Raw genomic sequence first — 11758 nt, forward strand, 5'->3', positions numbered from 1 at the left:
AAGAAGTGTGCCCCGCTGGCAAACGCTGTGTCGCGGCTCGTGGTGTCATTCTCTCGTGCATCGACGGTCGGCGAATCGGTCCGGGTGCGGATGAGGTAGCCAGCTGTCGCTGCGGCATTGAGGCCCGGGTCGGTCGGGTCGTCGAATCGGATGAAGGCGGCATCTGGCGCGCCGGGCGTCGAGCTCGTGAACATCGGTCGGCCTTCGAGTGCGGGCGTGCCTGCGATGTAGAGGTCGCGTTGGGCTCCGGCATCGTTGAGCACGACGACCACCTGGCCGCGAGCGCTGGCGAGTAGAGGCCACCCGACGCCCTCGACCGCTTCGGCCAACGTCGCGGCGTCTCCACGGACATCGTCGGGTTCGAGGAGTCGTTCGGAAGCGAACACCGAACGCACCTCGTTGTCGAGCGCGAGCAGCACGTCGGCTGTCGTCTCGACCGGAACGGCCCATGGGAGGTCGATGTCGAGGATGAGTCCTTCTTCGGCCGCTGCCTCGGGAACCGAGAGCGACTTCAGCTCAATCAGCACGACGATCGGTACGTGGTTTGGGTTGGCGGACGACCATGCATCGATTTCGCCGAGACACGTCACGAGGGTGAGGCACGTGGTCTCGTAGTCGAAGTCCTGTGTGTGCATCACCTTGAAGCCCGGTTCGTCGAGTGCCGGTTCGCCGGACTCGACGGGGAGACCAACGACGGCGTTGGCGGCGCGGTGTGCGTACAGACCGCCGTCGGGGTCAGCGAACACGTCGAGTTCGAACTGGCGTATCCCGAACTCTTCGAGCTGTTCAGTGAGTGTCCGATGCGAGTACTCAATGTCTCGCCCAAGCTCAGCCGACACTGCGAGAATGCCGTCGAAGAGGACTGGCTGGGGAACGAGGTGGAAGCTGTTGTGCGAGCCGATCACCTGGATGTGGTTCATCCGAACCGGCTCGACCGGCAGCAGGGTCGTCGTCGTCGTTGTTGTGGTGCTCGACGTGGTGGTGGATGCCGCTGTCGTCGGAGTGGCCGTCGATGCCGTTGCGCTGGTCGTTTCAGATTCGGCGGCGTCGGTTGCGGCTGGTTCGGAGCCTGCCTCACTCGTGTCGCTGCTCCCTCCACACGAGGCGATGAATAGTGCCGCAGCGATGAAAATGGCAGCCCGTCGAATCGTCGTTCCAGACATCGGCGTCTGTCCGCTCTGAGATCCCATCAATTCGCCACATCCTGTTCTTCGTTGACGTAGACACATCATGTCATGGGGCGGTTTCGGCCGAGCCACCGAGGGCGGAATGCGATCGGCTCCCAGGCCCTGCGCGTTCGTCGCAGAGTCATGCGAACGAAACGCGTCGTCATGAGGAGTACCGATTTCGTTCGAGGCTCCCGGAGTGAAGCGCGCCCGATTTCGAGAACTTTCTTCGACATTTCTGAGGCTCTAGGTGCCTCGGAGAACGTCTTCGCGACAGGCTGGGCGAGCCCTAATGAGCGTGGCCCGAAGGGCCACGCTGCCCGCGAACTCGGCGCGTAGCTCCGCGTCCGCAAAGGCCTCCGACGACCTGAGCGCGATCACCGATATCGAGTGTATCGCACCTGCTAGACCGCTAAAAACGTCCGGGGCGAACAGGTACAATCAGCCACATGTTCAAAGCACGGATCGATGACTTGGCGGACGCCACGATCGCCGATCTCGATGCTGCCCTTGCTGTCGCAAAACGTCTGCGCGACGAAGCCGAATTGGAGATAGCGGCGATCGCTGCTGTCGTCGACTCGCGGCAGCTTTTCCAGGAGCACGCACAACGTTCGATTCGTGGGTATCTGAAGCAGCAGTTGAACTGCTCGGGCCCTGAGGCTTTGCGCATCAAGCGGCGCGCTCGGCTGTTCAACCAGCATCCCGAGATCGGCGATGTCTTCGGCGAGAGCCGGATTGCGATCGGCCAAGTTGATGCGATGGCGTCGGCTCAGCAGCATCCGCGTGCTGGTGGTCGGTTCGCAGACTTTGCTGCACTCTTTGTCGAACAGGCTGAACGGCTCGAGTACGACGACTTCGCTGATGTCGTCAAACATTTCGTGGTTCAGGCTGACCAGGACGGCGCCTTTGCCGATCAACGATTCCACGAAGATCAGCGGACAGCCTCGGTTCGCATCGACAATGGCGCCGTGCCGGTTCATGCCACCGGTGGTGCCCCAGGTCAGTCGGCCGAGATGAAGCGAATCTTCGATCTTGCAGTCGAAGTCGAAGCTCGCAAAGACTTCGATGCTCGCCGTGCCGAGTTCGGTAGTGACGCTTTGGCGCATCCGCTTTCGAGGTCGGCTCACCAACGTCGCTTCGATGCGATGTACGAGATCATGATGGCGGCAACGGCGACGCCAGCTGGCGGTCAGCGACCCGAGCCGCTCGTCAACTTGATGATCGATCCAGCGACAGCGTTGGAGGTACTTGCTCGCCACGGCTTTCTCGATCTCTCCGCCGACGACCTTGCCGATCTGGCCGCCGTTGACCCCGCCACTCGACGTTGCGCGACGAGCGCCGGGGTGCCGGTGCACCCCGATGTTGCGCTGAAGGCAATGCTCAAGGGCAGCATCCGCCGCGTTGTCGTTGATGCGCACGATGTGATCATCAACATGGGTCGCACGCGCCGCTTGTTTACCGGCAAGGCCCGCCAAGCGGCTCAATTGTTGGCGGTTCGGTGCGGTTTTCGAGGCTGCGATGTGCTTGCGCAATTTTGCGATGTCGACCACGTCACGCCGTGGGTCGACGGTGGAACGACCGACCAATCGAACTCGATGCCGCTCTGTGGAACACACGACCGACAGAAGCATCGAAAACAATTGCGGGGCCGTCGTGATCGGCATGGCCGAATACATCTGGTCCGACCCGATGGCGGCGTGATCAAACCGCTGAACGCACGCGACCCAGAGTGGCTCGACGTTGCTGGCGAGCACATCTGTTCCGACCGCCGATGGGAGGATCTGCTCGCGGCGTACCCGCGGCTCAGACATCTACCGCCGGTGCCGCTCCCTGTCACGTATATCGAGCTCCCGACAGCGAGTTAGTCCGTTGCCGTCCTGTTGTGGCCGAGCAGGCATGCAGCTCTCAAGCGGGTCGGTCGAACCGGAGCGACTGTTGATATGGGTGCCGTCCAACGGCACTTCGGGGACGCGGCGACAGGGCGATCCTCTGCGCGTTGTGGGACGGGTAGTGCCGATCGAAATACCGGTTCTAGAGCGGGGTGAAGCGGCTCGCCGGCGAACGTTCTGGGCGCGTTTGTCAACATGTGTTGACGGTCATTCCATTCATCGCTACCCTTGAGAAGTGGACATCGAGGCGAGCGTTCGCAAGCACGGTGTCTCAGACGACGACATGCTCCACGCCCTTCGACACCCCTGGCAAGCGTTCGAGACCGACGACGACGCAGCGGTGATCCACGCCATGAGGGCCCGGAAGAAGTTCCTGAGAGTAATGGAGAAGCCATGAGTGCCACACGACAAGAACGAGCAGCCAACCTCGAGCGCTGGGCCGACGACGTCGATTCCAGTGATCTTCGCGAGGTCGATACCGATGCCTTGCGTCAGATCGCCGAACTGGTTGATCAGCGTCGCCGCGTCGAGGACGAACTCGATGCAGCCGTTCGAGCCGCTCGCAGTGCTCAGCGACCGTGGTCAGAGATCGGGGCGATGCTCGGAGTCACCAAGCAGGCCGCTCAACGCAAGTACGCCAACAAGACAGTCGCCTGAGACTCGGCCATCGATAACTCGGAACGACATCGTGGCGGCGAGCCGGTAACCACTTCTGATCGACACCTACGCGATCGGTCAGGCGCCGAGAATGCTCGCCGATCTGTCCCGAACACCTGTGCCGGCAGCGCTCGACGGGGTCTACTTTCGGCGTCAGCTCACAGACGTTGTGATGGTTTCACCGACATCTTCCGCTTCGACCTGGACGACATCGTCGCTGTCGTCGACGACGAAGAACAACGGACCTGAGAAGTAATTCGTCCCGCCGCTCGACGCCATCTCGACCACCCAGTAATCGCCGCGGTCGTCAACACTGATGACCCTCCAGGACGCTTCGTTCAGATCTGCCGATCGGACGAGCACGATGTCCATGTCGAGTTCATCATCAACTGCGTCAATATCCAACGAGCCTGGAATCTGAACTTGTTCAGCTGGGCTCACCGACCCGGCGTATCGCTCCCCGAAGGCATCGATCGCTCGTGCCGCGACCATGGTGTCGTCGGGTCGCGAAGTCGCAGACGAATCCGATCCGCTCGAACAACCGACGATCCCGGCGGTAGCGACAGCAAGAGAACCGACGCAACGCCAAAATGAGCGAGTTGGACGATCAATGGCCACAGCCAGACCGTAGACGAACCTCACCGTTACGACACGACGACTACGGAGCTGCGGTCACAGTTTAGAGCGCTTATCGACATCCGGTCCAACCCGGTCGACCCGCAGCCGTCATGATCAGCCCAGACGACCTGGCGTCACTCGAGGACACCCTCGAACTGCTGTCGGACCCCGAAGCGATGCGCGAACTCACCGAAGCGAAGCGTGCGGCCGACGCCGGCGACTACATCACCTGCGACGAACTGCGCGCCCGCTTCGCCCCCAAGTGACCGAGCACGACGAACCATACGAACCGCGCGTCACCGGCCCAGCGCAACGAGGGGTGTGAGGAGGATTGACGCAGGATCCTGAATTTGGGGTCCCATTGACCAGCGTTCACCGGCTCGGCTCAAGAGCCCTGCCAGGAGAGGTCAGGTGGGCAGCTGCGCATCGAGTGGGGCGTAGCTGACAAGTGCTGCATTGATGATTTCGTCGATGTGTTCGAGGAGTTGGAGGGCAGGTTCGTGGTGGAGGGGTCGCCAGATTCCTCCGATTGCGGCGAGGGCGCGCATGTGGTCTTGGCGGGTGGGGTCGGGGTCAGCAATTCGTTGAGCGAGCTGCTGGTCGAATCGGCGCAGCGTTGTTCCCGGCCGATTGTCCGCGCGCAGTGCGGGGTCGGTGTCTGCCCAGCGAGCGAGGTCGATGGATTCGATGAGCACCACGAAGTAGTTGTGGAGGAGTTGGCGGACCTCGGTTGGCCATGCAGGTTCGGGTCGTTGGGCGAGGACGGTCTGGAGCTGGTCGATGAGAGGGTCGAGGAGCGCTGTGATGAGGTCGGCCTTAGCCGGGAAGTGGTACGTGATCGCTGCTTTTGAGATGCCGAGATTTCTGGCGATGTCGCCGACGGCTGTGCCGTCGTAGCCGGCGGTGGTGAACGCGTCTCGGGCGGCGTTCAGGATCTGGTCGCGGCGAGAAGGAGGAGCAAGCATGGAAACAACCATAGAGAGATACTTGACGCACGTCCAGTCTTCTGCTTACGGTACGTACGTCAAGAACACTTGGCATGCGAAAGGCCCTCCAGGTTCACCTGTGGCAACCAGACACTCAGGAGAAGATTGCTATGAAAGCGAAGAACACTCATGGTCGCCGCATCTCGATTCTGTTGGCTTCAGCTGTTGCTGTTGCCAGCGTCGGACTCGTTCAGCCGGTCACCGCGAACGCTCAATCGCCCGACGCCGATGCCGTCTCGACGGCCGAGGACGTGGCCAACGTGGCCGGGGTTGCTGATGGAGCAGCGTTGTCGAGCACCGACGACGGTTTCGAAGTGGAACTCGGAGTCAGCGATGTCACGATTCCCTCGGACGCGTCAGGGGCGATCACGATCGACTCCGGTGAGGGCGCGGTGGGTCTCGGTATTCCCGGCGGCGCAACTGCTGATGGGACGCTCGTCGGCGATCAGGTTGTCTACAGCGACGTTGCTGTTGGCACGAACATCGTCGCGCAGGCCACGGTCGACGGAGGAGCCCAGATCCTCATCACGATCGACTCAGCTGCAGCGCCCACCACATTCGACTTCCCGGTATCCGTGCCCTCCGACGCACGGCTGCAATCCAACCCAGACGGCTCCATCGACGTGATCAAGACGGCTACCGACGCATCGGGAGTCACCAGCGATGTCATCATCAGTTCTGTGGCACCCGCCTGGGCAACCGACGCCAACGGAGCTCCCGTGTCGACTCACTACACCGTGAACGGGAACACGATCACCCAAACCGTCGATCACAACGCAAGCACCGCCTACCCGGTCGTGGCTGATCCGTGGTACAAGCCTTGGACGTGGAACCGGCGTGTCTACAACTGCGCTCTGTGGGGCCTGGCCGGCGGAATCGTCGCAATCTCTTCGGCCGGCACCACCACCCCCGGAGTCGTCGCCGCCGTTGGTGCCGGCTGTGGTGCTGGAGCGCTCAGCCGATGAGCCTGCGCCTAGAACACGTACGGCCTTGGGCCGGGTTCGTCGCCTTCATCATCGTTGCTCTTCTGCTCACGAACGTGATCAACACCACCCTGGCCGTCGTGATCGGTGCGACAATCGGAGTCTGCGTTTCTCGCTACCTCGCCAGAACGAAACCGTCAGAATTGAAACCCTGAACGTGAAACCGGGGTTCAAGAACAAATACGTCCGCTTCATGACAAAGGGTTCGATGTACGCCCCCCGCTTCTGGGTCGACCAAGAGGTTGAGTCTGTCCGATCGCAGATCGAATCGATCGAACTGCGACTCAGCGCTCTGGAAACCGAGCAACGAGACTCCTCTCAGTAAACCGGAGCCAAGACTACTCACGAAGGCTCCACCAGCACCGCTGGTGGAGCCTTCGCTCGGTCGCGAGCATGGTCACCGGGCTGGCGAGCCAGTCACGCGGCGCGTACCAGAAACGGTCGTTTTTGGTACTCGGTCGATTCTGGCCCGAATCGGGTCGAAAGTGGGTACCAGAACCCATGCACAGAATCAAAGTAGCTATTGACGGCATGACTACCGTTTCTGGTACTTTCCCCGGGTGGGTGATCTTCTCGGGTATGCGCGGGTGTCGACGGTCGATCAGACGATGGCGTTGCAGCTCGATGCGCTCAGCGACGCTGGATGCCATCGCGTGTTCCAGTAGAAGGCGTCGGGAGTCAACGACCGCCGCGTCGAGTTGGCGAGCTTGTTCGATCATGTGCGCCCGGGCGACACGGTGGTCGTGTGGCGGCTCGATCGCCTCGGCCGGTCGCTGCGCCATCTGATCGACACTGTCAACGCACTTGCGGATCGTCAGGTCGGGTTCCGGAGCTTGGTGGAGAACATCGACACCACGACGTCGGGCGGCAAGCTCGTGTTCCACATCTTCGGAGCGCTCGCGGAGTTCGAACGCGAGCTGATCAGCGAACGCACCCACGCCGGGCTGACCGCTGCGCGGGCTCGTGGACGGGTTGGGGGGCGTCCGTCGGCGATGACGCCGGCCAAGACGATCGAGGCCCGTCGGATGTATGAGTCTGGCGAGTACACGTGGGAACAGATCGGCGAGATGTTCGGTGTGAGCCGAATGACGGTGTACCGCCATGTCGTGAAGAACATCGGGAATGTTGGGTCCGGTGACGACTCGACCGACTGAACGCGACGCCGCCGGCTACGGGCGGTTCCCGGAGCGGATCGAGCGGGACTGGCTCGGCCGCTGGTGTCATCTCAGCGATCCCGATCTCGACCTGGTGGACAGTCGGTATGGCGACACGATGCGCCTCGGCTTCGCTGTGCAGTTGGCGACGGTCCGCGCAATCGGCACGTTCCTTCCCGACGCCACCGGCGTTCCCGACGCCGTGGTCGCAGCGATCGCCCGCCAGTTGCGTATCGGCGATCCCGGCGTGCTGGTCGCCTACGCGAAGTCGCCGGCGCGCTGGCAGCACACAACCGAGATCCGTGAGCGCTACGGCTATGTCGACTACTCCGACGATGAGGTGCAACGTCGACTGGAGCGGTGGTTGTTTCGGATGGCGTGGAACGACGACCTCGGACCGAGCGTGCTGGTTCGTTCGGTGCACCGCAAGATGCTCGACGAGCGGATCTTGTTGCCGAGCGAGCAGACCATCGAACGGTTGGTTGCGTCGGTCAGGGACCAAGCTTCGCAGCATCTGTGGCGCCGCATCGACGCAGCGGCTCCGCCGGAACTGCACGAGCGGCTCGACGCGTTACTCACTAGGCCAGCAGGCAAGCGCCGTTCGGAGTTGGATCGCCTCCGTCGCTCGCCGTTCAGCCCGACGGTTGCCGGTTTGGTGCAGGGCCTCGATCGGCTCGAGGAGATCCGGGCCCTCGATGCCGGCAACGTTGATCTGTCTCGCCTTCCCGGTCGTCGTGTCGCAGGACTCGCCAGGTACGCCGAAGACGCGTGGGTCAGCCAGCTCCGCGATCTCGCACCGCAACGACGCGCTGCGACGCTTGTCGCGTTCGCGCACTCGCTGACACGTAGTGCGCAGGACGATGTGGTGGACATCTTCGACATCGTGTTCGGGGATCTGCAGCGCGCAGCCAAACAGCGTGGCGAGAAGCTGCGCGACAAGGATCATCGCGACTACGACCGAGCCGTGAGCGAAATCCACGCGGCATTGCGAACCGTGCTCGACGCTCTCGACGACCCCGCAGCCGTCGACGATGCGATTGCGGTGATCCGTGACGACCGCGAGCATCTCGACGAGGCGTTGGGGACGGTGACGGCGTTGATGCGCGCACCGTCGGATCCGTTCCACGACCGCCTGATCGCGGCGTACCCGCAGATCCGCAAGTTCCTCACCCGCTTCCTCGACGCAGTGGTCTTCGAGTCGATCGACACCGAAGCCCCAGTGATCGAAGCGTTCGAGTTCCTCCGCGACTGGCACGAGACACGACCCCGCACAACACGACTGCCCGACGACGAGGTGCCGCTCGATGTCGTCACAACGTCGTGGGGGCCGTACGTGATGAACTCCGACAGTGACACCGTCAACCGTGCCGCGTACACGTGCTGTGTCCTCGACCGGCTGCGGGCCGGGCTGCGACGGCGCGACATCTACCTGGCGGGCAGTCTTCGCTGGGGCGACCCACGCGCCGAACTCCTCCCGCCAGACACCTGGGAAGAACAGCGCATCGAAGCATGCGCCGCCCTCGCCTTGGACACCGATCCGGGCGACGTCATCGCCAGGCTCACCGACACCCTCGGCGCCACATGGGAAAGCGTGGCAGCAAACTTCGACGACAACGATGACTTCCGGATCGAAGAACGCAACGGCGCCGACCGCATTGTCGTCACACCACTCGATGCCGTCGACGAACCAGACAGCCTCATCGAACTCCGCGACCTGGTCGAAGGACTGCTCCCCGAGGTCGAGATCGCTGACGTACCGCTTGAGGTCCACAAGTGGGTTCCGTATCTCGGTGAGTACACCCACATCTCAGGCGCACCGACACGGACCACGAATCTGCGCGAATCGGTGGCGGCGATGCTCGTGTCCGACGCCTGCAACGTTGGGCTCACACCCGTCGCGGTCGAAGACGACCCGGCGCTCACCCGAGACCGGTTGAACTGGGTGGCCCAGAACTACATCCGCACCGACACGCATTCACGCGCCTCGACGCTGCTGTTCGATTTCCACGCACAACAACCCCTGGCTGCGGTGTGGGGCGGCGGTGACATGGCATCCGCCGACGGGATGCGCCTCGTCATCCCGGTGTCGACGATTCACGCCGGCTACAACCCGCGCTACTTCGGACGACAGCGCGGGTCGACGCTGTACACGTGGATGGCTGACACCCACTCGCCGTTCCATCAGACGCTGATTCCCGACACGCAACGAGACAGTCTCTACACCCTCGACGGTCTGGTGGCGAACAAGACCAGCATCAAACCCGACACCGTCTCCACCGACACCGCCGGAGCATCCGAGATCGTGTTCGCCCTGTGCTGGACGCTCGGCTACCGCTACGCACCACGCCTCAAAGACCTCGGCGACCACCGGCTCTGGCGCATCGACCCCGCCGCCGACTACGGGCCGCTCGACGGCCTCGCCCGAAACAAGATCAACACCAAACTCATCGCCGACGAATGGGACGAGATCTGCCGACTCACCGCCTCCATCGAAGCCGGCACCGTCGTCCCCTCGACAATCATGCGCACCCTGCAACGCGGCCCGAACCCGTCACGACTCGCCCGGGCGCTCGTCGAACTCGGCCGGATCATCAAGACCCTCCACATCTTGAACTACTGCGACGACCCCGTCTACCGGCGAGACATCCAACGGATCTTGAACCGCGGTGAAAGCCGCAACGGACTCGCCCGAGACGTCTTCAACGGCGGCCTCGGCAAACTCTCCCAGCGGTACCAAGCCGGCCAAGAAAGCCAACTCGGAGCGCTCGGCGTCATGGTCAACATCATCGTGCTCTGGCAAACCGTCTACACCCAAGCAGCCCTCGACCACCTCGCCTCCACCGGCCACCACATCGACCCAGCCGACGTCGCTCGACTCTCTCCGCTCGCTCATCCGACCATCAACCTCCAAGGCCGCTACGAAACCACCGGACCAGCACCCGCCGGAGCGCTTCGACCACTCCGAATCGACCCCTGAACGCCTTCCAAATTCAGGATTCCGCGCAGATCCTCGTCACACCCCAACGACACCTGGGCCGACTCGCAGAAGGCACCGCAGCTGCGATCGTCGAGTTCATGCTGGGCGCCCTCGTCGACAACCCCCACCGCGTCGGCGGGCGTCTGCAGCGCGAACTCGCCGGGCTCCACTCTGCACGACGAGGGGCCTACCGCGTGATCTACGAGCTCGATGACGATCAGCACACCGTCATCGTCCTGCGCATCGATCACCGCTGGCGCGTCTACAGATCTCGCTGATCGCCATCCTTATCGCTCACCACCGACACCGGAGCACTCCGCTCAGGAATGGCACCTCGGCGCTCGGTCAGGTGCTCGATATCTCGCGTCGATCAACGGCAGTCGACAGCGACCTCGAGTGCTTGGCAGACCTCTCGCATCCTCGCTCCACTGAGTGCGCCGATCCGCTCAACGAGTAGCGCAGTCGACACCGATTCGACTGAGTCCAGATTGACCGCACAGCGACGTCCGATTGGATCCTCGCCGGGCTCGAGAACGACCTCGCTCGGCAAGCCTCGGATCGTGGTCGTACATGGCGCGATCAGGGCGCGCCGAAGCCGCGGAATCGCCACGTCGCGCGATAGCACCACCACGGGTCGTCGCCCGATTTCAGGCGGTTCGCACCACCACAGTTCGCCCCGGACCGGCAATGAGCTCATCTTGCCCCAGCGGCGCTACGAAACGAGGCGAGGTCGCCCCAGTCGTCTTGGCCGTCGATCGGGTGAACCGTGTACGCGGCTTCGTATGCGGCGTCAATCTCTGCGGATCGGTAGCTACCGAGGAGGGCCGTCAACGCCGCATCGACGAGCTGAGCATCGGTGGTTCCAGCGTGGAGTCGGCGGGCGTCATCGAGAAGGGTCCGGTCGACGGTCGTACTGATCCGAGCGCGTGTCATGCCACTATCATGCCACCATCAGACCACGCTGGAAACCCGCCCCGATTGTGCAGCCGCCGAGCCCCCACAGGCCACCCAAAGCGGCGAGGATGACACCCATATCATCATTGCTTCCGCACCCAAGTCACTGATCACGCCCGTCCGGCAAAGATGATGGATGAACGCAATCCGATCAGGCCTCAGTCGGCAGGGTTGCCAGCAGCGCCGCGGCGAGGCGCGACAGTTCGTTCCGACGGGGCCACACGGCGCGGAGCGTGCGGTTGATCTGCAGGCCGGGAACGGTGAGCTCGACGAGGCGACCGTTGGCGATGTCGTCGGCAACGGCCAAGCGACTAATCACGGTCGGCGACGATCCGTTAATGACCGCGATGCGCACGGCTGAGATCGAGCCGAGG

14 protein-coding genes and 1 pseudogene are annotated in these 11758 nt (G+C 63.0%); 9 read left to right on the forward strand and 6 right to left on the reverse strand.

Annotated features, from left to right (window positions below; genetic code table 11):
• Positions 1 to 920, reverse strand: a 920-nt coding sequence (locus tag ACH2EI_RS20895) for a Ca2+-dependent phosphoinositide-specific phospholipase C (protein ID WP_395161481.1), incomplete at its 3' end; no start/stop codon positions are given.
• Between ACH2EI_RS20895 and ACH2EI_RS20900 the strand changes: the two genes are divergently transcribed.
• From ACH2EI_RS20900 to ACH2EI_RS20915, 4 genes are all read left to right on the forward strand, one after another.
• Positions 910 to 1182: a hypothetical protein gene (locus ACH2EI_RS20900; RefSeq protein ID WP_395151731.1), complete on the forward strand. Its 273-nt coding sequence runs from the start codon at positions 910 to 912 to the stop codon at positions 1180 to 1182. The two genes, ACH2EI_RS20895 and ACH2EI_RS20900, sit on opposite strands and share 11 nt — an antisense overlap.
• Before the next feature lie 433 nt (positions 1183 to 1615).
• A complete protein-coding gene (locus ACH2EI_RS20905; protein WP_395151729.1) occupies positions 1616 to 3031 on the forward strand; it encodes an HNH endonuclease signature motif containing protein in 1416 nt (471 codons plus the stop codon).
• A 259-nt stretch (positions 3032 to 3290) separates the two neighbouring features.
• Positions 3291 to 3452 (forward strand): hypothetical protein, encoded by a 162-nt coding sequence (locus ACH2EI_RS20910; RefSeq protein WP_395151727.1) that lies wholly within the window; start codon positions 3291 to 3293, stop codon positions 3450 to 3452.
• On the forward strand, positions 3449 to 3712 hold the full coding sequence (locus tag ACH2EI_RS20915; protein ID WP_395151725.1) for a hypothetical protein: 264 nt from the start codon (positions 3449 to 3451) through the stop codon (positions 3710 to 3712). The genes ACH2EI_RS20910 and ACH2EI_RS20915 overlap by 4 nt, the downstream gene beginning before the upstream one ends.
• A 153-nt stretch (positions 3713 to 3865) precedes the next feature.
• Here ACH2EI_RS20915 and ACH2EI_RS20920 read toward each other — a convergent pair whose 3' ends face one another.
• Positions 3866 to 4117: a hypothetical protein gene (locus ACH2EI_RS20920; protein WP_395151723.1), complete on the reverse strand. Its 252-nt coding sequence runs from the start codon at positions 4115 to 4117 to the stop codon at positions 3866 to 3868.
• A gap of 323 nt (positions 4118 to 4440) precedes the next feature.
• Between ACH2EI_RS20920 and ACH2EI_RS20925 the strand changes: the two genes are divergently transcribed.
• A complete protein-coding gene (locus ACH2EI_RS20925; protein ID WP_395151721.1) occupies positions 4441 to 4596 on the forward strand; it encodes a hypothetical protein in 156 nt (51 codons plus the stop codon).
• A gap of 141 nt (positions 4597 to 4737) precedes the next feature.
• Here ACH2EI_RS20925 and ACH2EI_RS20930 read toward each other — a convergent pair whose 3' ends face one another.
• Positions 4738 to 5295: a TetR/AcrR family transcriptional regulator gene (locus ACH2EI_RS20930; protein ID WP_395151719.1), complete on the reverse strand. Its 558-nt coding sequence runs from the start codon at positions 5293 to 5295 to the stop codon at positions 4738 to 4740.
• A 131-nt stretch (positions 5296 to 5426) separates the two neighbouring features.
• Between ACH2EI_RS20930 and ACH2EI_RS20935 the strand changes: the two genes are divergently transcribed.
• The 4 genes and pseudogenes from ACH2EI_RS20935 (at position 5427) to ACH2EI_RS20950 (ending at position 10708) form a co-directional block, all read left to right on the forward strand.
• Complete coding sequence (locus tag ACH2EI_RS20935) at positions 5427 to 6281, forward strand: hypothetical protein (protein WP_395161483.1); 855 nt, start codon at positions 5427 to 5429, stop codon at positions 6279 to 6281.
• Between the two features lie 578 nt (positions 6282 to 6859).
• A pseudogene (locus ACH2EI_RS20940) lies at positions 6860 to 7453 on the forward strand (recombinase family protein).
• Positions 7434 to 10430: a Tn3 family transposase gene (locus tag ACH2EI_RS20945; RefSeq protein ID WP_395161485.1), complete on the forward strand. Its 2997-nt coding sequence runs from the start codon at positions 7434 to 7436 to the stop codon at positions 10428 to 10430. The pseudogene ACH2EI_RS20940 and the gene ACH2EI_RS20945 overlap by 20 nt, the downstream one beginning before the upstream one ends.
• A gap of 98 nt (positions 10431 to 10528) precedes the next feature.
• Entirely contained in the window at positions 10529 to 10708 is a 180-nt protein-coding gene (locus ACH2EI_RS20950; protein WP_395151713.1) for a type II toxin-antitoxin system RelE/ParE family toxin, read from the forward strand.
• Between the two features lie 92 nt (positions 10709 to 10800).
• On the opposite strand, the gene ACH2EI_RS20955 is transcribed toward ACH2EI_RS20950, so the two are convergent.
• The 3 genes from ACH2EI_RS20955 to ACH2EI_RS20965 all read right to left on the reverse strand — a co-directional run.
• Positions 10801 to 11127, reverse strand: coding sequence for a type II toxin-antitoxin system PemK/MazF family toxin (locus tag ACH2EI_RS20955; protein WP_395151711.1), 327 nt, complete (start codon positions 11125 to 11127; stop codon positions 10801 to 10803).
• Positions 11124 to 11363 carry a DUF2191 domain-containing protein gene (locus tag ACH2EI_RS20960; RefSeq protein ID WP_395151709.1) on the reverse strand — a complete coding sequence of 80 codons (240 nt, stop codon included), beginning with the start codon at positions 11361 to 11363 and terminating at the stop codon, positions 11124 to 11126. The genes ACH2EI_RS20955 and ACH2EI_RS20960 overlap by 4 nt, the downstream gene beginning before the upstream one ends.
• A 172-nt stretch (positions 11364 to 11535) precedes the next feature.
• Positions 11536 to 11758, reverse strand: a 223-nt coding sequence (locus tag ACH2EI_RS20965) for a LysR substrate-binding domain-containing protein (RefSeq protein ID WP_395151707.1), incomplete at its 5' end; no start/stop codon positions are given.

The organism is Ilumatobacter sp. (assembly GCF_041688325.1).
Lineage (GTDB): Bacteria > Actinomycetota > Acidimicrobiia > Acidimicrobiales > Ilumatobacteraceae > Ilumatobacter_A.